Source organism: Rhodococcus sp. USK13 (genome assembly GCF_018343855.1).
Classification (GTDB): domain Bacteria; phylum Actinomycetota; class Actinomycetes; order Mycobacteriales; family Mycobacteriaceae; genus Rhodococcus_F; species Rhodococcus_F oxybenzonivorans.
In genome coordinates this window covers 119,802-141,520 of the sequence record NZ_CP069242.1, presented here as the reverse complement: position 1 = coordinate 141,520, position 21,719 = coordinate 119,802, and the positions used below count along the sequence as shown (strand labels likewise).

Annotated in this window: 16 protein-coding genes, 1 tRNA gene, 1 other RNA gene and 1 pseudogene; 11 read left to right on the top strand and 8 right to left on the bottom strand. The window is 66.4% G+C overall.

What is annotated here, in order from left to right; all coding sequences use genetic code 11:
- Positions 1 to 92: 92 nt before the first annotated feature.
- Positions 93 to 180, bottom strand: a tRNA-Ser gene (locus tag JQT59_RS03360).
- A 60-nt stretch (positions 181 to 240) separates the two neighbouring features.
- Entirely contained in the window at positions 241 to 735 is a 495-nt protein-coding gene (locus JQT59_RS03355) for a hypothetical protein (RefSeq protein ID WP_213574554.1), read from the bottom strand.
- Between the two features lie 116 nt (positions 736 to 851).
- Between JQT59_RS03355 and ffs the strand changes: the two genes are divergently transcribed.
- An RNA gene (ffs, locus tag JQT59_RS03350) (signal recognition particle sRNA small type) lies at positions 852 to 946 on the top strand.
- A gap of 43 nt (positions 947 to 989) precedes the next feature.
- Positions 990 to 2,288 carry an aspartate aminotransferase type Ic gene (locus JQT59_RS03345; protein WP_213574552.1) on the top strand — a complete coding sequence of 433 codons (1,299 nt, stop codon included), beginning with the start codon at positions 990 to 992 and terminating at the stop codon, positions 2,286 to 2,288.
- A 27-nt stretch (positions 2,289 to 2,315) separates the two neighbouring features.
- On the opposite strand, the gene JQT59_RS03340 is transcribed toward JQT59_RS03345, so the two are convergent.
- Entirely contained in the window at positions 2,316 to 3,152 is an 837-nt protein-coding gene (locus tag JQT59_RS03340) for a DUF1206 domain-containing protein (RefSeq protein WP_213574550.1), read from the bottom strand.
- Positions 3,153 to 3,237: 85 nt separating this feature from the next.
- The gene (locus tag JQT59_RS03335) at positions 3,238 to 3,510 is read right to left on the bottom strand and encodes a hypothetical protein (protein WP_208962864.1); all 273 of its coding nucleotides are present in this window, start codon (positions 3,508 to 3,510) and stop codon (positions 3,238 to 3,240) included.
- Positions 3,511 to 3,776: 266 nt separating this feature from the next.
- Between JQT59_RS03335 and JQT59_RS03330 the strand changes: the two genes are divergently transcribed.
- Positions 3,777 to 4,370: an HhH-GPD-type base excision DNA repair protein gene (locus JQT59_RS03330; RefSeq protein ID WP_213574548.1), complete on the top strand. Its 594-nt coding sequence runs from the start codon at positions 3,777 to 3,779 to the stop codon at positions 4,368 to 4,370.
- A 6-nt stretch (positions 4,371 to 4,376) separates the two neighbouring features.
- Here JQT59_RS03330 and JQT59_RS03325 read toward each other — a convergent pair whose 3' ends face one another.
- Positions 4,377 to 5,765 (bottom strand): ammonium transporter, encoded by a 1,389-nt coding sequence (locus tag JQT59_RS03325; RefSeq protein ID WP_213574546.1) that lies wholly within the window; start codon positions 5,763 to 5,765, stop codon positions 4,377 to 4,379.
- A 221-nt stretch (positions 5,766 to 5,986) separates the two neighbouring features.
- On the opposite strand from JQT59_RS03325, the gene JQT59_RS03320 reads away from it, so the two are divergent.
- The 4 genes from JQT59_RS03320 (at position 5,987) to JQT59_RS03305 (ending at position 11,651) form a co-directional block, all read left to right on the top strand.
- Positions 5,987 to 8,224, top strand: a complete 2,238-nt coding sequence (locus tag JQT59_RS03320; RefSeq protein ID WP_213574544.1) for a DNA polymerase III subunit gamma and tau — start codon at positions 5,987 to 5,989, stop codon at positions 8,222 to 8,224.
- A 65-nt stretch (positions 8,225 to 8,289) separates the two neighbouring features.
- On the top strand, positions 8,290 to 8,982 hold the full coding sequence (locus tag JQT59_RS03315) for a hypothetical protein (protein WP_213574542.1): 693 nt from the start codon (positions 8,290 to 8,292) through the stop codon (positions 8,980 to 8,982).
- A gap of 39 nt (positions 8,983 to 9,021) precedes the next feature.
- Positions 9,022 to 10,980, top strand: a complete 1,959-nt coding sequence (locus JQT59_RS03310) for a sensor histidine kinase (protein ID WP_213574540.1) — start codon at positions 9,022 to 9,024, stop codon at positions 10,978 to 10,980.
- Positions 10,977 to 11,651, top strand: coding sequence for a response regulator (locus tag JQT59_RS03305; RefSeq protein ID WP_213574538.1), 675 nt, complete (start codon positions 10,977 to 10,979; stop codon positions 11,649 to 11,651). The genes JQT59_RS03310 and JQT59_RS03305 overlap by 4 nt, the downstream gene beginning before the upstream one ends.
- A gap of 9 nt (positions 11,652 to 11,660) precedes the next feature.
- Here the strand turns inward: JQT59_RS03305 and JQT59_RS03300 are convergent, their stop codons facing one another.
- A complete protein-coding gene (locus tag JQT59_RS03300; RefSeq protein WP_213574536.1) occupies positions 11,661 to 13,304 on the bottom strand; it encodes an amidase in 1,644 nt (547 codons plus the stop codon).
- A 234-nt stretch (positions 13,305 to 13,538) separates the two neighbouring features.
- On the opposite strand from JQT59_RS03300, the gene JQT59_RS03295 reads away from it, so the two are divergent.
- The 3 genes and pseudogenes from JQT59_RS03295 (at position 13,539) to JQT59_RS03285 (ending at position 18,126) form a co-directional block, all read left to right on the top strand.
- Complete coding sequence (locus JQT59_RS03295; RefSeq protein WP_213574534.1) at positions 13,539 to 14,753, top strand: acetyl-CoA C-acetyltransferase; 1,215 nt, start codon at positions 13,539 to 13,541, stop codon at positions 14,751 to 14,753.
- A 28-nt stretch (positions 14,754 to 14,781) separates the two neighbouring features.
- Positions 14,782 to 16,920, top strand: a complete 2,139-nt coding sequence (locus tag JQT59_RS03290) for a 3-hydroxyacyl-CoA dehydrogenase NAD-binding domain-containing protein (protein ID WP_213574532.1) — start codon at positions 14,782 to 14,784, stop codon at positions 16,918 to 16,920.
- Between the two features lie 155 nt (positions 16,921 to 17,075).
- Positions 17,076 to 18,126: pseudogene (locus tag JQT59_RS03285) on the top strand (type IV toxin-antitoxin system AbiEi family antitoxin domain-containing protein).
- A gap of 23 nt (positions 18,127 to 18,149) precedes the next feature.
- Here the strand turns inward: JQT59_RS03285 and JQT59_RS03280 are convergent.
- Together JQT59_RS03280 and JQT59_RS03275 are read right to left on the bottom strand one after the other, a co-directional pair.
- A complete protein-coding gene (locus JQT59_RS03280) occupies positions 18,150 to 19,451 on the bottom strand; it encodes a class I SAM-dependent methyltransferase (protein ID WP_109326246.1) in 1,302 nt (433 codons plus the stop codon).
- The gene (locus tag JQT59_RS03275) at positions 19,448 to 20,899 is read right to left on the bottom strand and encodes an FAD-binding oxidoreductase (RefSeq protein WP_159926819.1); all 1,452 of its coding nucleotides are present in this window, start codon (positions 20,897 to 20,899) and stop codon (positions 19,448 to 19,450) included. Before JQT59_RS03275 ends, JQT59_RS03280 begins: the two co-directional genes overlap by 4 nt.
- Before the next feature lie 245 nt (positions 20,900 to 21,144).
- On the opposite strand from JQT59_RS03275, the gene JQT59_RS03270 reads away from it, so the two are divergent.
- Positions 21,145 to 21,579, top strand: coding sequence for an SRPBCC family protein (locus tag JQT59_RS03270; protein ID WP_213574530.1), 435 nt, complete (start codon positions 21,145 to 21,147; stop codon positions 21,577 to 21,579).
- Positions 21,580 to 21,719: the final 140 nt, after the last annotated feature.

The window sequence follows — 21,719 nt, the reverse complement described above, 5'->3', positions numbered from 1 at the left end:
GAAGATAACTACTCTGCGTATTCAAGAAGGCCTGGATGTGAAGCGAAAAGAACCCCTGTGAACCGCTTTTCAGCAGTTCACAGGGGTTCCTGTGGCGGAGGATAGGGGATTTGAACCCCTGAGGGCGTTAACCCAACCCGCGTTCCAGGCGAGCGCCATAGGCCACTAGGCGAATCCTCCGTGGAGGAGCATACCCAACGACCCCGCCTCGGTGTTAAACGGCCAGGTGAAAGCGCGGTTCTACGCCCAATGCAGCAGGGTCAGCGAGTGTTCGGCCAGCGGCACCGACCGGTTGCACGAGGTGTCCGGGTCCGCGACAGCGTCCAGGCCGAAAGTCGTGTCGATCAGTAGGGTGCCAGAGTCGGTGGTGAACTCGAGGATGCACTGGTACTTGCTCTCGGCGAGGGCGCGACCTTCGTTTCCGAGCACCTCGATGATGCGCAGGGGCTTGTCGGGGGCGGCGGAATCTGTGGTGGTGACGGTCACGGTGTTCAGCGTCTCGGGCCGGCCCCACGTGCAGCTGCGACGCTCGTCGGCCTCGACCGGCGTGCCGTTGCCGACGTCGGCCGTCAGCAACGGGTCCAGCGTTGCCTCGTCGGCCAACGTGCACGGGTCCACCGCATCCCAGCGCACTGCGTCGTCCGAGGTCGGCTCGTCGTCGCCCCCTCCGCACGCCGACAGTGCCGCCACGACGCTGCCGAGTGCCACCGCCCGCGCGGCCCTTCTCCGATACATCCCTCAAATCCCATCGGTCTTTCGGCCCGAGGTGGCCGAATGCGGTGGCGACCGTAGCACCGGGCCCCGGTTCCGGGGTGGATCCCTGCGGCGGTTCGGGGCCGTCTACACTCTGTGGTGGATCCCGCGCGGCGCGCATCCTGTGAACTCCCCCAGGGCCGGAAGGCAGCAAGGGTCAACGGGCTCTGCCGGGTGCGCGGGGTCCCCTATCTTTCGCATACCCGACTCATCACGTCGGTGAAAGGCCGCTCCTGATGCCCAACCAGACCCAGATCGGGTTGATGAGCCATGAGGAACTACTTTCCGAGCACGAGCGTCAAACTGCGAATTATGCGCAGTTGAAGACCGAGAAGCTCACGCTCGATCTCACCCGTGGCAAACCCTCTCCCGAACAGCTGGACCTGTCGGCGGAGCTTCTGACGCTGCCGGGTGACGGCGACTTCCGGGACGGCAACGGCACCGACTGCCGCAACTACGGCGGCCTCACCGGGCTGCCCGAACTGCGGGCCATCTTCGGCGAGTTGCTCGGCATTCCCGTCGAAAATCTCCTCGCCGGAAACAACGCGAGCCTCGAGATCATGCACGACGCCGTGGTGTTCTCGCTGCTGCACGGAAATCCCGATTCCCCGCGCCCGTGGTCGCAGGAGCCCAAGGTCCGGTTCCTCTGCCCTGCGCCCGGATACGATCGCCACTTTGCGATCACCGAGTCCTACGGCATCGAGATGATTCCGGTGCCGATGCGACCGGACGGCCCCGATGCGGACCTCGTCGCCAAGCTTGTGGCAGGAGACCCGCAGATCAAGGGCTTGTGGGCGGTCCCCAACTATTCCAACCCGACGGGTGTCGTGTACTCGGAGGAAGTGGCGCGGACGTTGGCCACGATGCCCACCGCGGCCCCGGATTTCCGGTTGTTCTGGGACAACGCCTATGCGGTGCATCCGTTGTTCGGGGAGACGGCGCCGTCGCTGGACATCCTGGGCATGGCCGCCGAGGCCGGCCACCCGAACCGTCCGCTGGTGTTCGCGTCGACGTCGAAGATCACGTTCGCGGGCGCCGGTGTCAGCTTCTTCGGTGCCTCTACCGAGAACCTGGCGTGGTATCAGAAGTACTTCGGCAAGAAGAGTATCGGTCCCGACAAGCTCAACCAGCTTCGTCACCTGCGATTCTTCGGCAACGCGGACGGTGTCCGGGCGCACATGGAGAAGCACCGTGAGCTCCTGGCACCGAAGTTCGCGTTGGTGCTGAAGATCCTCGAGGACCGTCTCGGGGCGTCGAAGGTGGCGTCGTGGACGGAGCCGAAGGGTGGTTACTTCGTGAGCCTCGACGTCGTGGAGGGCACGGCCAAGCGGGTGATCGCCTTGGCGAAGGAAGCGGGTATCGCGCTCACCGCTGCCGGATCCGCGTTTCCGTACGGCATCGACCCCGAGGACAAGAACATTCGGCTCGCGCCGAGCTTCCCGTCCACCGAGGAGTTGGGCAAGGCGATGAACGGCGTCGCGACCTGCGTTCTCCTCGCGGCCACCGAGGCGCGCCTGGACGGATCGCACTCCTAGTCGTCGCAGTACTAGGAGTGCGCTCGGCTACATCCGGGCGTTGCGCGCCATCACGAAGCTGTACACACCGTAGGCGGCGATGCCCAGTCCGGCGAGGACCAGAAGCACCTGACCGTACGGCGCCGATCCGAGTGTTTTAACTGCGCCGTCGAGCCCCGTGGCCTTGGAAGGGTCGGACTTCAGCACGGCCACGATCACGAGGACGCCCGCACCGGCGATCACCAGCCCCTTCGCGACGTATCCGATGACGCCGAGCGGCTCCACGAGCTTCGAGGGCTGACCTTTCAGATCGTCGCAGAAATTCTTCGACGCTCCCTTGTAGATGTGATACCCGCCGATCGCGATGGCCACGAGAGCCACCACGATGAGAAGGGCCTTGCCTCCCCCGGACTCCATGAGCCGAGCGCTCAGTCCCGCATTCTGCTGACCGCTCGACTTCCCGGCGCCGCGGGCGAACTGGACCGCAGAGAAGGCGAAAGCGAAGTAGACCAAGGCCAGGCCGAACGCCTTCGCGCGGTCCATCAGCGACGGACCTTCCGGATCACCCTGCGATCCCTCGGTGACATGCGGTCCGAGCACGGTCTCGGCCAGCCGCCAGAGAGCCATTGCGACGAACGCCACCGCGGCTACCCACAGGACGAAACGGCCACCCGGTTTGGAAGCGAGCGTGCCCAGTGCCCCGGACTGGTCGGCGTCGCCACCGCTTCCGAACGCAAGCTGAATGATGATGTATGCAACCAGGAGATGGACGAATCCGCTCATCACGTGGCCGGCGCGGGCAACCCGTTCGAAGGTGGTGCTGTCTGTCGCACGATCCACGGCTCCACTGAATCCGCTGGCTCGGTTGGCTTCGTTCGGGGCCATCGGGTGTCCTTCGGGTCGCGCGAATGGACCGCAGTCCCTGGAACCTAGAGGTACCCGGCTACGGCCGCGCCGACACGCGGTGTGGTCAGCGGCGCGGAGGCTGCGTCCCGGATTGGGGAGCGCCGGGATCGATGGTGAGGTCGTCGGTGTCGGCGAAAACCAGGCGTCCGTCGTCGAGGGCGATGGCCCATCGATGCGCGGGAGCCCACTCGTGCCCACGTTCGGCGTCGGTCAACGCGGCGTAGTCCTCGATGACATGACCGGTCTGTGCCTCCTCGGACTGCCGGCGTACCAGCACCCGCACACCCACAGCGACGTTTGCGGGCGCCGGTTTCTTCTCGCTCGTGTTGTCGGGCATTGCTCTCACCCTCTCGCTCGGCGGATACCTCGGATCATATGCACATTTCCGCATGACCGACGAACGATAAGGGCTGCTTTCGTATACACATCCCCGCCACCGTGACCACGACCCTTCGTAGAAGGCAGGGCCGGACGGGCGCTGTGACGGGACCGGTATCGAACCTTACGCGCGAGTAATGCAGTGCTGTGGACAACTCTGTGGACAACTCATGTATCGAACCTGTTGACTCCCGGCCGGATGGGCGTGGTGGCAGGATCGACCCCATGGCACGCACGTTGAATCTCGTCGGTGATCCGGAGGCGGACGCTCTTCTGGCGAGTGACCCCCTTGCCCTGCTGATCGGAATGCTGCTCGATCAGCAGGTTCCGATGGAGACGGCGTTCGCGGGCCCGAAGAAGCTTGCGGATCGTCTCGGCGGGCTCGAGGTGCATCGCGTCGCGGAGATGGATCCGGAAGAATTCGCCGCCGTCTGTGCACAGACTCCCGCGGTGCATCGGTTCCCCGGTTCCATGGCCACGCGCATCCAGTCGCTGTGCGCGTTTCTCGTCGAGAACTACGACGGCAGCGTCGAAGCGCTGTGGACCGACGGCGATCCCGACGGCAAAGAGGTTCTGAAACGGTTGAAGGCGCTGCCCGGCTACGGCGACCAGAAGGCGCGGATCTTCCTGGCACTGCTCGGCAAGCAGATCGGGGTGGAGCCTCAGGGCTGGCGGGAAGCCGCCGGCGACTACGGTACGGACGGTTCCCGCCGGTCGATCGCAGACGTCGTCGACGAGAAGAGCCTGCACGAGGTCCGCGAGTTCAAGAAGGCCGCCAAGGCCGAGGCGAAGAAGGAAGCCGCAGCGAAGAAGAAGTAGCCGCCGCTACTCGGAGTCCTTCCGTTCCTCGTCGAGGTGGCGACGGCGTTCGCTCTCGTGCATCCACGGGAACACGCTGTTGCCCTGACCGCCGCCTCCAGGTCCGTGGCCGAGGCCGCCGCCTCCAGGCCCGTGGCCGAGGCCGCCGCCTCCAGGTCCGTGGCCGAGGACGCCGTGCTCATAGGCCGATTCGGCGTGCAGGGCCAGGTCGATTCCCGAGGATTCGTCCTCCGCGCTCACCCGGAACCCGAAGGCGCGGTCGATGAGCTTGCCCAGCACGTAGGTGACACCGAAGGCGTAGAGGGCGACGACGACCACGGCCACTACCTGCTTGCCGAGTTGCGCGAACCCGCCGCCGTACAAGAGGCCCTCCGCACCGCCCGTCATCACTTCGGTGGCGAGCAGACCGATCAGGATCGTGCCGACGATACCGCCGACCAAGTGGACGCCCACCACGTCGAGCGAGTCGTCGTAGCCGAGGCGGAACTTCCATCCGACGGCGAACGAACAGACCACACCGGCGACCGCCCCGACGACGGACGCGCCGAGCATGCTCACCGTTCCGCACGAGGGCGTGATCGCGACCAGGCCGGCGACGACACCGGACGCAGCGCCGAATGTGGTGGGGTGTCCGTCTCGCTTCTGCTCCACGAGGAGCCAGCCGAGCAGGCCGGTGCAGCCGGCGACGAGGGTGTTGAGGAAGATTGCGGCCGCGGTGCCGTCGGCGGCGAGGGCGGAGCCTGCGTTGAAGCCGAACCAGCCGAACCACAGCAGCCCGACACCCAGCAGCACCAGGGGCAGGTTGTGCGGGCGCATCGACTCCAAACGGAAGCCGAGGCGCGGGCCCAGAACAAGGGCCAACGCGAGGCCGGACGCACCGGAGACGATCTCGACGACCAGCCCGCCGGCGTAGTCGAGGGCGCCGAACTGTGCGATCCAGCCCTCCGGGTTCCACACCCAGTGGGCGACGGGCGCGTACACGAGAAGGGCCCAGATCGGGACGAAAACCATCCATGCCGAGAACTTGGCGCGGTCGGCGATCGCTCCGCTGATCAGCGCGGCGGTGATGATGGCGAACGTCAGCTGGAACGTCGCGAACAGGATCTCGGGAACCTGCCCGTGAACCGTGGTGGGGTCGATGCCCACCATCCCCAGATGCTCGAAGCCGCCGATCAGGCCGCCGCCGATGTCGTCACCGAAGATCAGGGAGTACCCCGCCACCAGCCATGCCACGGTGACCAGGGCGATCGACACGAAACTCATCATGATCATGTTCAGGACACCGGTGGATCTCACCATCCCGCCGTAGAACAGGGCGAGACCCGGGGTCATCAACAGGACCAGCGCGGTACTGATCAGCAGCCAGGCGGTTGCTCCGGCGTCGATTGCAGGCACGACATTCTCCTCACACGCTCGGACGGAACCGTGCGCGGAAAGTCACGATGACCGTGACCCGTTTCAGGTGTGCTGCCGACGCGTTGCGAACGTGTTACGCAATTCACTCATTCGACGAGTGTCGGGTGTGAAGTGACGGGTGTGACGACGACCGATCGTGCGTGGCTGTGGACCCGACCACCCGCACCTGGCCTGTCGGGGTCCGCCGGTAGTCTTTCCGCGTGGCCCTGTACCGGAAGTACCGACCCGCATCCTTCGCCGAGGTGGTGGGGCAGGAGCACGTCACCGAACCACTGAGCACCGCACTCGATGCCGGACGGATCAACCACGCCTATCTGTTCTCCGGTCCTCGTGGCTGCGGCAAGACGTCCTCTGCCCGCATCCTCGCGCGCTCGCTCAACTGCGTCGAAGGCCCGACGTCCACCCCGTGTGGTCAGTGCCCCTCGTGCGTGGCTCTGGGACCGGGCGGTTCCGGCAACCTCGACGTCACCGAACTCGACGCCGCCAGCCACGGTGGTGTCGACGACACGCGTGAGCTGCGCGACCGCGCGTTCTACGCACCCGCGGAGTCGCGATACCGAGTGTTCATCGTGGACGAGGCCCACATGGTCACGACGGCCGGATTCAATGCCCTCCTCAAGATCGTCGAGGAACCGCCGGAGCACCTCATCTTCATCTTCGCCACCACCGAGCCGGACAAGGTGCTGCCGACCATTCGTTCGCGTACCCACCACTACCCGTTCCGGCTGCTGGCGCCGTCGACCATGCGTGGACTGCTCGAGAAGATCTGCCTGCAGGAGAACGTTCCGGTGGCGGATCCCGTATATCCGCTGGTCATCCGTGCGGGCGGCGGTTCCCCGCGAGACTCGCTGAGCATCCTCGACCAGTTGCTGGCCGGTGCGGGCGATGACGGGGTGACCTACCCGCGTGCGCTTGCGCTCCTCGGTGTCACCGACGTGGCACTCATCGACGACGCAGTCGACGCACTGGCCACCGGTGACGGCGCTGCGCTGTTCGGAACCGTGGATCGTGTCATCGACGCAGGCCACGATCCGCGGCGTTTCGCCGTCGATCTGCTCGAGCGTCTGCGTGATCTGATCCTCATGCAGGCGGTGCCGGACGCCGCCGAGCGCGGCCTGGTCGACGCACCCGGCGACGTGCTCGAGCACATGCGCGCACAGGTGAAGCGGATCGGACCGGCAACGCTCACCCGATACGCGGAGGTGATCCACGCCGGACTCGGCGAGATGCGCGGCGCCACTGCCCCGCGTCTGTTGCTCGAAGTGATGTGCGCCCGCATGCTTCTGCCGTCGGCGTCCGACGCGGAGTCCGCGGTATTGCAGCGACTAGAGCGAGTCGAACGGGGACTGCCCCCGGCCGGTACGGCGCCGGCGACTGCGGCGGCCGGACGTCCGGCCCCGGCGCCCGCGGCGCAGAACACTTCCACGGCAGATCCTGCGGCGCAGGCCAATTCGTCCCCGCAGCCCGAACTCAAGTTCCAGCGGCCCTCGATGAGGGCGGCCGAGACAGTGCCTGCGCCACCCGAACCCGAACCGGCGCCACACCCCGTTCCGAAGCCCGAGCCGACACCCGAGCCTGCCCCCGTTCCGGAGCCGACGCCGGAGCCCGCCCCGGTTCCGGCGCCCGAGCCCGCTCCCGTTCCGGAGCCGACGCCGGAGCCCGCCCCGGTTCCGGCGCCCGAGCCCGCTCCCGTTCCGGAGCCGGAGCCGACGCCGGAACCGGTAACCGAACCTGATGCGACCCCGGCTCCCGAGGTCGCGGCGCAACCGGACGCGCCCGGCGGTCCGGACGCCGCTGCGTTGAGAGAGGCATGGAACAGCCTGCGCGAGAAGGTGAGCCAGCGGAACAAGATTCTTCCGGCGATGCTGTCGGCGGCGACGGTGCACGACGTGCAGGGCAATCGCTTGATCCTCGCGCATCCCGTTCCCAATCTGGGCGCACGCATCGCCTCACCCCACAACGCCCAGGTCATCGCGGAGGTGCTCGCCGAGATGTTCGGCGGCGACTGGGAAGTGGAGTATCAGGCGGGCGCCCCGGCACCCCCGCCGCCGCCGGTCACGAAGGTCGCCTCGGCACCTACCCGGCCGGCCGGCACACCGCGATTCTCGCGGCCCAGCCAGGACAAGACCGCGCAGCGTGCAACTCCACCATCGTCGGAGCCGCGAGCTGCAGGCGCAGAAACCGCACGGCCGCAGCCTCGTTCGTCGTCCGAACCGGACGACGACATCCCGCCGCCGGAGGCACCCGACTATCCCGACGATCCTGCACCCCCGGTCGACTACGAATCCGCGACCCCTCCTGTCACCACCCCGGAAGACGAAGAGGAGATGTTCGCCGAGGCGGCGGAACCCGCTGATCCGTCCACACGTCGTGACCCGGAGGTCGTGGCGTTCGAATTGCTCAAGGACATGCTCGGGGCGAAGAAACTCGAGGGCTGATCGTCCCGCCGGTTCGGGACACAGGCCCCTGGTGCCCGGGACGCCGGGTAGCCGATTCTCGTTCCATGAACACAGTGAATGTTCCTGAAGGCGTGCAGAACGAGGTCCCGGCGGCTGCACGACGTGGCCGGTGGTGGGCGTATGTCGGGATTCTGGCCGGGGCGGCCGGCATTCTCGGCATCCAGGCGAGCATGTCGATCGACGCGGTCTATGCGGAGTCGTCGGCAGGTGACGCGGTAGCGATCATGAACCACCTCGCCGGACAGCGAACCAGCATCCTCGTGATGCACGTGTCCATCATGGCCACGGCGCTGCTCCTGCTCGTCTTCGCAGCCGGGTTGGCACAACGGCTGCGGGCGGCGCTACCGACGGACAGCATCCTTCCGTCGGTTGCGGCGTTCGGTCTGGTCCTGACGTCGGCGGCGTGCCTGCTGGGGACCGGTCTGACGACGGAGCTGGTGTTCGGCCTCGGTGAGACGGATCAGCTGGTGCCGGAGTTCGCGGTGATCGGAGCTCACTGGATGGGGACGATCCCGTGGTTGTGGGCGGGGGCGGGCGTCAGCGCGCTGGCGGTGGCTGCCGCGTTGCTACGCGGACACGCCGGGCCCCGGTGGATCGGCTGGGTCGGCCTGGTCCTCGGTCTGGTGACGGCCCTCATCGGCGTGTCACCCCTGCAGTACATGGCCGGGTTCACCGGACCGCTGTGGGTGTTGGTCAGTGCGGTGGGATTCGCATTCGCACCCTCCCTGCGTGAGTGATACTCGTTCGCAACGATGAGCGAGACGAGGGCATGTCGAATGATCGAGGGGTCGGCGGGTACCGGCGGTGCGCCGGTACCCGCCGCAGTCATGGCGGTGTCGTCGTGGGTGCTGGTGGTTCTGTCCGTTGTGGCGTTCGTCGGCGCAGACCCGGGCATCGATTCCAACCAGCTGTTCTTCTTGGTCGATGTCGTCGGTGCTGCGGTGTACGGGACCGTGGGCGGGGTCGTCCTCGCTCGGCGTGTGCACCCGGTACCGATCCTCCTCGGCCTCACCGCGATCGGAGTGGGTGTCGCCGCGCTGAGCTACAGCTACTCGCAGCTCGCGCTGGTCCGTCCCGGGCTTCCGGGAGTCGGTGTGCTGGAACCGCTGCAGAACACGGCGTGGATTCCGGGCACACTCAGCCTCTTCCTCATCGTCCCGTGGCTGATCCGCGACCATCCGCTGGGGCCGATCGCGAAGGCAGGAGTCGCGGCGGGTATCGGCGCGACCGCGTGGTACTTCTGGTCGCGGACCTTCACCGACATTCCACCGATCTGGGTGCTTCTGCCCGTCCTCGTCGTCGGGGCGCTTGCGTCGGCGGATTGTGGTTGGCGGTGGAGGCACGGTCCGCAGGCCGAGCGGGTGGGTCTGGGATGGATGTGTCTGGGCACCGGTCTGATGACGGCCGCGTACATTCCTCTCGCGCTGCCGGCGTCGCTTCCCGGGCTGTGGGTGCTCAATCCACTGGTGCACCTCGCCGTGCAGGCGTTCTACCCGGTCGCGATCCTGGTGTGCGTTCTGCGGCAGCGCATGTGGGGGCTGAACCTGGCGGTCAGCCGTGCGACTGTGGCCGGGACGCTCACCGTCCTGCTGCTGGTGTTGTACGTCGTGGTGGCGACGCTCGTGTCGGCGCTGCTCCCCGCGGGTGAATCGGTGGGTGCGCAGGTGGTGGCGGCGGGAGTCGTCGCTGTCGCTGTGCAGCCCGCGCGGTTGTGGCTCCAGCGGCGAGTGCACCACCTGGTGTACGGCGAGGGCGCAGATCCGGCCCGAGCGGTCCGCGCACTGGGGCGGCGATTCGGCAGTGCCGAGTCACCAGAGGAACTACTCGCGGAACTCGCCGCCGGTGTGGGCGTCGCGTTGCGCCTCGAATCGGTATCCATTCGCCGTGGCAGCGGTGTTGCCGCAGTGTGGGGTCACGCGACGGGACCCGCAGAGTCGGTGGAGTTGGTACATCGTGGAGCGGTCTTCGGCACGATGATCGTCACTGCACCTCCCGGGGAGACGCTCGGTTCGCGGACGCGCAGATCGCTCACCGAGCTGTCTGCAGTGGTCACGGCGGGCCTCGTGGTGATGCAGTCGGCCGACGATCTACGGGAGGCGCGGCGGCAGCTGGCGTCGGTTCGCCTCGAGGAGCGCCAGATGATCCGCCGTGAACTGCACGACGGCCTGGGGCCGTCGCTGGCAGGCATCCGACTCGGCCTGCAAGGGGCACGGAACCTGCTCACCAGCGACCCCGATTCGGCAGCGGCGCTCATCGATTCGCTGCAGGCGGAACTCGACCACCAGGTCGAGGGTGTCCGGCAGCTGTCCCGCAGCATGTTTCCGCCGGTGCTCGACGAACTCGGCCTCCTCCCCGCCCTGCAAGAATTGGCGGAAACACACTCTCGCAGTGGTTTCACGCTGCACATTCGAGCAGACCCGCCAGCCGGCCTCGGTACGCAGATCAGCGCCGCTGCGTACGGGATCATCGTCGAGGCCGTGACCAACGCACGACGGCACAGCGGCGCCGACGGTTGCCGTGTCGACGCCACACTCGGTCAGGATCCGGGCGCAGGCGACGTCCTCGAAGTGATGATCCGGGACGACGGCTGTGGGTTCGATCCCACGGGAGGTGCCGGGGTGGGGACCCGGTCGATGCGTGAGCGCGCCCGCGAACTCGGCGGCACCCTCGACATCGAATCGGGGAGTCCGACAGGCACAGTGGTCACAGCCCGGCTACCGTTGTCATCACTATGAGCGCGAGTATTGCCAGTCCTTCACCCTCGCCCATCCGGGTGGTCGTCGTCGACGATCATCCGGTGTTCCGGCTCGGAATGGTGGCGCTGCTCTCGACACTCGACGGCATGGAGGTGGCTGCTCAGGCCAGCTCCGTCGCCGAAGCGCTCGACGTCGTCGACGCCGAAGTCGATGTGGTGCTCATGGACCTCGAACTCGGTGACGGTTCGGGTGTGGACGCCACCCGCCAATTGGTCCAGACATATCCGGCGCTGCGGGTGCTCGTGGTCACGATGCACGAGGACGACGAGTCGCTCGTCGCTTCGGTGCGTGCCGGGGCGAGGGGTTATCTCGTCAAGGGCGCCGATCCCGCCGAAGTGGAACGTGCTGTGCGAGCCGTCGCGAACGGCGAAATGATCCTGGGCGCCGCGGTAGCCGCCCGGGCGATGACCTTCATGGCGGCCTCACACCGGGTGCGCTCGACGGTGTTTCCCGAGTTGACCGACCGGGAACGTGAGATTTTGGACCTCGTGGCTCGCGGACACGACAACGCGAGCATCTCCCGGCGACTGGTACTGAGTCCGAAGACCGTGCGCAACCATGTGTCCAACGTGCTGGCCAAGCTCGGTGTGCCCGACCGTTCCGCCGCCATCGTGCGCGCGCGGGACGCCGGGCTCGGACTCGATCCGTGAGTGTGGCAGCTAGACGGCCGCGGTGGACGTCGTCGGCACGAATCTGAACCCGGGGCCGGAGTCGTCCGTGTTCGTGGGGCTCGGGCCCGGCCCGGGGCGGGTGGCGCGGACGTCGGGAATCCGGCGGGGAGACGAGGCGAGTGGCGGGGTGTCGCGCCACACCGGATCCGCTTCCTGCAGTTCGAGTGCCGTCGAGATCAGCGCCTCCTCGGCCCACGGGAGACCACCGAGTTGCACGCCGAACGGGATACCGGTGGCGGTGGACCGGCCGGCGGGAACGCAGATCACGGGTGCCCCGGTGTAATTGGCCCAGAAATAGTTTTCCCTGGCGCCGGCGAACACGCTCGTATCAGCCAGTGTGTCGCGGCGGATTCCGTCCGTCAGGGCCCCGGGTCGCAGAACCACGTCCAAGGCGTGCTCGGCGAACATGCGGTTGTACTCGTGCTGGTAACGCCGTCGTTCGCGTTCGAGCGAAAAGTAGTCTGCCACGGGCACGCCGAGACTCGCGACAGCCGCAGTCGCGGCAACAGCCGATTCCGGCCTGTACGACGGGAGCCGATCGACGAACTGCTGGTGATACAAACCGAATTCCGCCAGGTCGCCGGTGAGAAGTCCGGTGGGAACCGCCGGCATTGGGACGTCGACGATCACCCCGCCGAGACGACGGATCAGGTCGAGAAATGCCGAGAACAACACCCCCACGGTTTCGGGCAGGTCCTCGGTTGCCGTGCTCGGCAGGCCGAAGCGTATGCCGGACAACGGCTGTGGGCCGCCCACGGCGGAGAGCGGGTACCCGTTTGCGGGTACGTCGGGTCCTACCGACGTGCTGGGGTCGTCGACGTCGACGCCCGCCATGTAGCTGAGCAGCAGGGACGCGTCGGCGACACTGCGCCCCATCGGTCCGGTGTGATCACGCGTCCACGTCAGCGGGATCACGCCGCTGGTGCTGCATCGGCCGAACGTCGGCTTGATGGCGGTGATCCCGCACGCGCTCGCGGGGATGCGCAGTGATCCGCCGGTGTCCGTCCCGACAGCGCACGGAGTGAACCGGGCGGCGAGTGCGGCGGCACTGCCGCCCGAGGAACCGCCCGGTGAGTACTCGGTGCCCCAGGGGTTGCCGACCTGGGGTGTGGCGGTCCCGATAGCGAACTCGTGCGTGTGCAGGTGTCCCATGAGGACCATGCCCGCATCGCGGAGCCGCCGCCACACGCCCGAATCGCCCGCGGCGATGTTGCCGGCAAGGGCGCCGCTCGACGCCGTCAGGGGCAACCCGGCCACGGCGAAGACATCTTTCAGGGCGATCGGCAATCCGCAGACAAGTGGTGCCGATCCGGTAGCCAGTCGCTGCGCTGCCAGGTCAGCCGCGGCGTATGCCTGCTCCGAGTAGATCCGGATCCACGCCTCGACCGAGCCGTCGTGTTCCGCGCTGCGAGCGAGGCACGCGTCGAGCAGATCCCGTGGGTGCAGGGCACGCGACTGCAAAAGAGTCGCCGCCTCGATCGCACTCAACAGAGCGGGGTCGGTCTCCGTGACGGACGTCGGCGGCGGAAGACGCCGACGGGCCGAGGCGGTTCGGCCACCGAATCCGGCTGCGGTCACGGCACCCACTGCCGCCGCCCCGAGGAGACGTCGCCGGGACAGCGGGTTCGGCACGAGGGGTCTCTTCTCTTGTCGCGGGAGTGCGGGCGCGCGTCATTAGAGCACGAAAATGCTGCCTCGGCGCGATGAGAGAAGGGGAGCCGTGATCGCCTGGGTCACGATCCAGGATCGCTTCGGTCCTTCCACCGGTTTTGCAACAGGTTCTAAGGTAAAGGTGACGGGGTATGCCCCGCGCAGAGCGCCGTGTGCACTGTCGGCGTCGACGCAGATAAGGAAGGAACACCCGAAGTGACCACAGAGGCATTCATTTATGAAGCCATCCGCACCCCGCGTGGCCGCGGAAAGAAGACCGGTTCGCTCCATTCGGTCAAGCCGATCTCGCTGGTCACCGGCCTGATCGACGAGCTCCGCGTCCGCTTCCCCGACCTCGACGAGGACCGCATCTCGGATCTGATCCTCGGTGTCGTCACCCCGGTGGGCGACCAGGGCATGGACATTGCACGCATCGCCGTCAACGACGCCGGGCTGCCCGACACCGTAGGTGGTGTCCAGCTCAACCGGTTCTGCGCGTCGGGCCTCGAGGCCGTCAACACCGCCGCCCAGAAGGTGCGGTCGGGCTGGGACGAACTGGTGATTGCCGGTGGCGTCGAATCGATGTCCCGCGTGCCGATGGGCTCCGACGGCGGACCGTGGGCACTCGACCCGGCCACCAACTACGACAACTACTTCGTGCCGCAGGGTGTGGGCGCCGACCTGATCGCCACCATCGAAGGCTTCTCCCGCGAAGACGTCGACGCGTACGCCGTCCGCTCGCAGGATCTCGCCGCGAAGGCGTGGGCGGGCGGGTACTTCACCAAGTCCGTCGTCCCGGTGAAGGACATCAACGGCATCACCGTCCTCGACCACGACGAGCACATGCGTCCCGGCACCACCGTGGAGAATCTCGCAGGCCTCAACCCGTCGTTCGCCGGTGTCGGTGAAATGGGCGGCTTCGACGCGGTGTCGCTGCAGAAGTACCACTGGGTCGAGAAGATCAACCACGTCCACCACGGTGGTAACAGCTCCGGCATCGTCGACGGCGCCGCACTGGTGCTCGTCGGGACGGAGCAGGCCGGCAAGGACATGGGCCTGCGGCCGCGTGCCCGCGTCGTCGCCACCGCCACCTCCGGCGCCGACTCCACGATCATGCTCACCGGTCCGACCCCGGCGTCGAAGAAGGTCCTCGCCGCAGCCGGACTGACCGTCGACGACATCGACCTGTTCGAGATCAACGAGGCGTTCGCATCGGTGGTGCTCAAGTTCCAGAAGGACCTGAAGATTCCCGACGAGAAGCTCAACGTCAACGGTGGTGCCATCGCGATGGGTCACCCGCTGGGCGCTACGGGGGCCATGATCACCGGCACCATGCTCGACGAACTCGAGCGGCGGAACGCCCGGTACGCCCTCATCACCTTGTGCATCGGCGGCGGTATGGGTGTCGCCACCATCATCGAGCGCGTCTGACGCCCGGATCAACAGGAGACTTGAAGCAGTGAGCGAGCAGAACATCATCAACTGGGAGCAGGACGCCGACGGCATCGTCGTGCTCACCATCGACGATCCCAACCAGGGCGCGAACACCATGAACGACGCCTACATCTCCTCGATGAAGGCGACCGTCGACCGCCTCGTCGACGAGAAGGATTCCATCACGGGCGTCGTCATCACGTCCGGCAAGAAGACCTTCTTCGCCGGCGGCGACCTGAAGAACATGATCAAGGTCGGGCCCGAGAACGCCCAGGAAGTCTACGACCACAGCGTCGCGCTCAAGTCGGATCTGCGTCGCCTCGAAACCCTCGGGAAGCCCGTCGTCGCCGCAATCAACGGTGCCGCACTCGGCGGCGGACTCGAAATCGCCCTCGCCACCCACCACCGCATCGCCGCGGACGTGAAGGGTGTCAAGATCGGCCTCCCCGAGGTGACCCTCGGCCTGCTGCCCGGTGGTGGCGGAGTCGTGCGCACGGTCCGGATGCTCGGTCTGCAGAACGCGCTCATGCAGGTACTGCTGCAGGGTCAGCAGCGTGGACCGGTCCAGGCCAAGGAGGTCGGACTGATCGACGAGGTCGTGTCCTCCGTCGAGGAACTGGTACCCGCTGCGAAGGCGTGGATCAAGGCCAACCCAGAGGGCGGCGTGCAGCCGTGGGACAAGAAGGGCTACCGGATTCCGGGCGGAACCCCGTCCACCCCCGCGTTCGCCGCCAACCTGCCTGCCTTCCCCGCGAACCTGCGCAAGCAGCTCAAGGGCGCCCCCATGCCCGCGCCGCGCGCGATCATGGCGGCCGCTGTCGAGGGCTCGCAGGTCGACGTCGACAACGCGCTGCTCATCGAGGCGCGGTACTTCACGTCGCTGGTCACCGGCCAGGTCGCGAAGAACATGATCCAGGCCTTCTTCTTCGACCTGCAGGCCATCAACTCCGGGGCCTCCCGCCCCGAAGGCATCGAGAAGACCCCGATCACCAAGGTCGGTGTGCTCGGCGCCGGAATGATGGGCGCTGGCATCGCCTACGTGTCCGCGAAGGCCGGCTTCGACGTCGTCCTCAAGGACGTCACCATCGAGGCCGCGAACAAGGGCAAGGCGTACTCCGAGGGCATCGAGGCCAAGGCGCTGGCGCGTGGCAAAACCACCGAGGAGAAGTCGAAGGCGTTGCTCGACCGGATCAAGCCGACCGCCGACCCGGCCGACTTCGCCGGTGTCGACTTCGTCGTCGAGGCCGTGTTCGAGAGCCAGGAACTCAAGCACAAGGTGTTCCAGGAGATCGAAGACATCGTCGACCCGAAGGCGCTGCTCGGTTCCAACACTTCGACCCTGCCGATCACCGGCCTGGCCACGGGTGTGAAGCGGCAGGAAGACTTCATCGGCATCCACTTCTTCTCACCCGTCGACAAGATGCCGCTCGTGGAGATCATCCGCGGCGAGAAGACGTCCGACGAGGCCCTCGCCCGAGTCTTCGACTATGTGCAGGCCATCCGCAAGACACCGATCGTCGTCAACGACTCGCGGGGCTTCTTCACCTCACGCGTTATCGGCACGTTCATCAACGAGGCCATCGCCATGCTCGCCGAGGGCATCGAACCGGCCACGATCGAGCAGGCAGGTCTGCAGGCCGGCTACCCCGCCGCGCCGCTCCAGCTGTCGGACGAGCTGAACCTCACGCTGATGCAGAAGATCCGTAAGGAAACCGCGGAAGCTGCAAAGGCCGAAGGCAAGGAACTGCCCGCCGATCCGGCAGGCGACGTCATCAACACGATGGTCGACAAATTCGACCGCAAGGGCAAGCTCGGCGGCGCCGGCTTCTACGACTACACCGACGGCAAGCGCACAGGCCTGTGGCCCGGCCTGCGGGAGAACTTCGGTTCCAAGGAACTCGACGTCCCGTTCCAGGACCTCATCGAACGCATGCTGTTCATCGAGGCCATCGAAACCCAGAAGTGCTTCGACGAGGGTGTTCTCATGACCACCGCCGACGCCAACATCGGCTCCATCATGGGTATCGGCTTCCCCGCCTGGACCGGCGGTGTGTCGCAGTACATCCAGGGCTACACAGGCGGCCAGGCCGGCTTCGTCAAGCGCGCTGAGGAACTCGCCGCCAAGTACGGTGAGCGGTTCACCCCGCCGGCGTCGCTGAAGTAGGCGGCTCCGCCGCCCGTGAGTGGTTAAGGAGTCTCTGGACTCGTTAACCACTCACGGGGCTGAGTTATCCCCAACCTGTGGGTTATCCACAGGGAGATTTATTTCCCCAGGTGCGACACCGAGACCCGTCGGAGGTCTCGGTGATCGTGCCCGGTATGACCGCTACGAAATTCGCCGCCCTGAAAGGCGTCGCCGAGAAGCAGTTCGGCCTGATCACCCACACGCAGCTCCACGCCCTCGGGTTTCCCCGCAGCAGAGTCCGGCACCGCGTCGAATCCGGTCGATGGCAAGCAGTACTCCACGGTGTCTACTCGGTGAGCAACGGACCGATCACTCGTGAGATGTCGCTGGAAGCGGCGCTGCTCTTCGGAGGCAAAGGCGCAGTCCTCAGCCACCACACCGCCGCCGAGGAATGGCACATGATTCGTGTCGAGCCCGCGCGGCCCGTGCACATCACCGTTCCCTATAAAAGGTCGGCCATCTCCCAGCCGCCGACCGTTGTCGGCGCGGGCCTCGCGTCGGTCAGTTTGTGCCACCGCGAAGGAACCGTCGTCCATTCGGGAGTCGTCGTGCACCGGTCGAGGGCGCACGATTACATCGCCATCGACACGGACCAACCCCGGACGGCAAGGGCGGACACGGCTCTGGATGTTGCGATCGCCGAACCCACGGCCCGGGACGCCTACACCCGGCTCATCGCTCTCGTGACCAACGGCCGGATCCCTCTGCGCGACATCCGACGACGCATGGAGGAGCGACGGCCACGCCGATACCGCAAGGCACTCGCGGACGCGGTGCGACTCCTGGCCGACGGCGTCCAGTCGATCCTCGAGTACCGCTACGCCACCGACGTCGAGGATGCGCACGGTTTGCCGCGCGCCCGACGGCAGTCGCCGGTGGTCGTGGACGGACGCACCCTGTTCGAGGACTGCGACTACTCCGATCACGGTGTGCCGCTCATCGTCCGACTCGACGGTCGCCGTGCGCACGCCATGGCGGAGGTTCGCCTTCCGGGATCGTCGACGCGACAATGCAGCAGAACTACAGGGAAGGCCGCGGCTTGTCTACGGGTTCGACGAGGTGACGAAGAGTGCGTGCGTTGTGGCCCGCGAAGTGGAGACCGTCCTGGTGCGGGAGGGGTGGGTGAGGTCCGGTGAGAGGCCCTGCCGGGCTTGTGAGTGGTTAAGGAGTGCAGAGACTCCTTAACCACTCACGGGCGGCGGAGCCGCCTAGGACCACCACGGGCGGAGCGGGACATGCGCTTCACCCTTCGGCCCGAGCTTGACGGCGAGGACCTGGTGCAGCTGCACGACGTTGCGTTCGAACCCGAGACGCGACCCGGCCATGTAGAGGCCCCACACGCGTGCGGTTCCTTCACCCACGTCGGCGACGCAGGCGTCCCAGTTGTCGACGAGGTTCTGGCACCACCCGGCGAGGGTGAGTGCGTAGTGTTCGCGCAGGTTCTCCTCGTGCCGGACTTCGAGGCCCACGTTCTGGATCTCGGAGATGATGCGTCCGGAGCCCGTGAGTTCGCCGTCGGGAAAGACGTACCGGTCGATGAAGCCACCGGCGCGCGCCTGACTGCGATTGTCGGGGCGGGTGATGCAGTGGTTCAGCAGTCGCCCGCCTTCCCGCAGTTTGTCTTTCAGCAGGGTGAAGTAGGCGGGGTAGTTGCCGACGCCGATGTGCTCGGTGAGACCGATCGACGAGATGGCGTCGAAGCCGGTTTCGGGCACGTCGCGGTAGTCGGAGAACCGGACTTCGGCGAGGTCGGACAGGCCCTCTTCGGCGATGGCCTTCTGCGCCCACTCGGCTTGCTCGCGCGACAGGGTGGCGCCGATGACCTTGACGCCGCGCCGGGCCGCGTACCGAACCATCGAACCCCAGCCGCACCCGATGTCGAGCAGCCGGTCACCGGGCTGGAGGCCGAGCTTCTCGAACACCAGCCGGTACTTGTTGTCCTGCGCTTCTTCCAGGGTCTGCTCGGTGTTCTCGTAGCACGCGCACGTGTACGTCATGGAGGGACCGAGGACGTACTCGTAAAAGGTGTTCGAGACGTCATAGTGGTGGTGGATCACTTCGGCGTCGCGCGCCTTGGAGTGCCGCAGGCCTTCGGCGACGCGACGCCACCGCGGGAGATGCTCCTGCGGGGGAGGGGCGATGGGCCGTAGGAGGTCCCACCCGAGCGAACGGGTGATGGCCGCGAGCGTCAGCGCCGACGGACGACGGAAATGCAGTTCGTCACCCATTACCCGGAGAATCTCGTAGGGGTCGCCGGGGTGGACGCCGCGTGCTTCGAGGTCGCCGGACACGTAGGCCCGGGCCATCCCGAGATCGCCGGGGGCGGTTGCCAGGTAGGTGGTTCCGCGGGTGGACTTGAGGTGCAGGCCGTAGGGCGCATCCTCGGGTCCGGCGGCACTGCCGTCGTATGCGGTGAACCGCAACGGGAGCATGCCGTCGGAGAGAGTCTCGAGAATCTCCGCGATGGTCAGCTTCCGGTCTTGTGTGCGGGGAGCTTTCAGAGTTGTCATCGACGTTGCACCGCCTTGGAGAAGAGGTCCAGTAACCGGGAATCGGGATCGTAGTGCTTTTTCAGTTCGGTGTATCGATCGCCGCCGTAGTAGAGGCGCTCGAAATCCGCTCGTGAGTAATAGGAATCAGAGTAGAGGGACTTGTGTCCGTCGAAGTCGCTGACCTTGTCCTCGATGAGCCGGTTGGCCGCCCCCTCGGGCTCTCCGGGCCGGATGGGCACCGACGACCAGAAGCCGATGTTCACATAGGTGCGTTTCGGTTCGAGAGGATAGAGAGGCCACGGTCGCTGCGACGACGCTCCGGCGGGCGCAGGTTCACGCAAGCGCAACGGGCACAACCACAACGGTTCGATGGGGATCTCGTCGAGAAACCATCGAACGAAGTCGGCGGTGCGCTCGATGGGTACTTCCACGTCCTGCACGACCCGCTCACGTGGGGGATTGCCCTTCCGCTTCTCGAGACGGTCACCGATGTCGTACTTGTGGTCGAGCGCGATGAGCTTCCAGTAGAAGCTGCTACGGAGAAGCTTCTTGGGCCACAACCTGCGGATCGTCGGATTTTGCGCGCCGAACGCACGCGAGCACCAGAACCAGTCGGTGTCCCACCGCCACAAGTAATCTCGGGTGGTCAATTTGTCCGTTTTGGGATGGTTCACCGAAGCGTGCTGAATGGACCGGTAGAAGATGTTGCGACCGGTGTAGTCGCTGACCGCACCGCCCTCGTCGGTCTGGTTGCCCAGCGTCAGATAGCTTTCGGAGGCGGTGAACACCACGCCGTCCACGTAGTCGACGGGAATTCCGTCGTAGGTCCGGTCGCCGACGATCCGGTCCATCGTCGACTGCAGCTCGTCGAGTGAGTCGAAACGCAGGTGTCGCAGTGCCACATACCGTTTGACGGGCTCGAGCTGGATCCGCAGGCGGGTCGAATATCCCAGTGTGCCGTACGAATTGGGGAAACCCCAGAACAGATCGGAATGCCGGCCCTCCGGCGTGGCGGTGATGATGTCGCCGCTGCCGGTCAGAACATCGATCTCGAGCACGGACTCGTGGGGCAGACCGTTGCGGAACGACGTCGACTCGATCCCGAGGCCGGTTACCGCGCCCCCCAGTGTGATTGTCTTGAGCTGCGGAACCACCAGCGGTGCCAGCCCGTACGGCAGGGTGGCGTCCACGAGGTCCTCGTACGTGCACATCCCGGCGACATCTGCTGTCTGCGCCTGCGGATCGACGGAGATGACCCCGCCGAGGCCGGAGACGTCGAGTCCTGGGGCGGTGGTGTGTGCGCGAGCCCGAAACAGATTGGACGTCTTCTTGGCGAGTCGTACGTCGGCGTCCGAAGGGATCGCGCGATACGACGCGAGTAACCGTTCGACACCGGCGCGGTGAGCATCGATCCCGGTCAGGGGCGATGTGCGATGCGCACGGGAGGGGCGTCCACCCTCCCGCATGCTTTTCAGTAGTTCAACCGAAGAGGCAGCCACACCCTGACGCTATCCCTCTCCGCGGATTGAAGCCACGCATATCGCCGCGGTGGGCCGAAGATTCACACAAATGTCTCACCAACGCGCGGGTCGTGACAGCGATCCGGTGACCTAGCTCACAATCGATTGCTGCGCCGTCACCGATGTCCGCATTCGAGAGGCAGGATGGTGAGGGAAGATGCCGTACGAACCGTACTAGAGGAGTCAGAACAGTGGGCCAGGTCAGCGCGAGCAGTTCGATTACCGTCGCAGCCACGCCGGAGAAGGTGCTCGCGGCCTTGTCGGACTACGAGACGGTGCGTCCACGCATCCTGTCGGAGCAGTACCGGGACTACCGCGTTCTCGAGGGCGGGCAGGGCACCGGCACCGTGGCGCAGTGGACGTTGAAGGCCACCGAGAAGCGGTCGCGTGACATCAAGGCGACCGTCACCGTGGCCGGCGACACGATCACGGAGACGGATGCCAATTCTTCGCTCGTCACCACCTGGGTGGTCGCACCGAGCGGGTCCGGCTCGACCGTCACGACCACCACGCAATGGAAGGGCGCGGGCGGAATCGGCGGCTTCTTCGAGAAGACCTTCGCCCCGCTTGGCCTGAAGAAGATCCAGGCAACGGTGCTCGCCAACCTGGAGCGTGAACTCGCCTGACCGTCCCTTCCTGCCCGGCGCCTGCCGGGCAGGGGGATGAGGTCGCTCACGACTGCCCGTGAGGTGGTGCGTGCTGCCTGGTTCGTCGGCGTGGGGCCACCCCGACGGCGACCGTCTACGCTGGCAGGGTAACCGCAGAA

What these genes read in the sequence shown, in the direction of transcription:
- JQT59_RS03310 (WP_213574540.1), top strand. Translation starts at nt 9,022, where the DNA reads ATGATCGAGGGGTCGGCGGGTACCGGCGGTGCGCCGGTACCCGCCGCA.
- JQT59_RS03315 (WP_213574542.1), top strand. Translation starts at nt 8,290, where the DNA reads ATGAACACAGTGAATGTTCCTGAAGGCGTGCAGAACGAGGTCCCGGCG.
- JQT59_RS03280 (WP_109326246.1), bottom strand. Translation starts at nt 19,451, where the DNA reads ATGACAACTCTGAAAGCTCCCCGCACACAAGACCGGAAGCTGACCATC.
- JQT59_RS03340 (WP_213574550.1), bottom strand. Translation starts at nt 3,152, where the DNA reads ATGGCCCCGAACGAAGCCAACCGAGCCAGCGGATTCAGTGGAGCCGTG.
- JQT59_RS03275 (WP_159926819.1), bottom strand. Translation starts at nt 20,899, where the DNA reads ATGCGGGAGGGTGGACGCCCCTCCCGTGCGCATCGCACATCGCCCCTG.
- JQT59_RS03330 (WP_213574548.1), top strand. Translation starts at nt 3,777, where the DNA reads ATGGCACGCACGTTGAATCTCGTCGGTGATCCGGAGGCGGACGCTCTT.
- JQT59_RS03305 (WP_213574538.1), top strand. Translation starts at nt 10,977, where the DNA reads ATGAGCGCGAGTATTGCCAGTCCTTCACCCTCGCCCATCCGGGTGGTC.
- JQT59_RS03335 (WP_208962864.1), bottom strand. Translation starts at nt 3,510, where the DNA reads ATGCCCGACAACACGAGCGAGAAGAAACCGGCGCCCGCAAACGTCGCT.
- JQT59_RS03345 (WP_213574552.1), top strand. Translation starts at nt 990, where the DNA reads ATGCCCAACCAGACCCAGATCGGGTTGATGAGCCATGAGGAACTACTT.
- JQT59_RS03355 (WP_213574554.1), bottom strand. Translation starts at nt 735, where the DNA reads ATGTATCGGAGAAGGGCCGCGCGGGCGGTGGCACTCGGCAGCGTCGTG.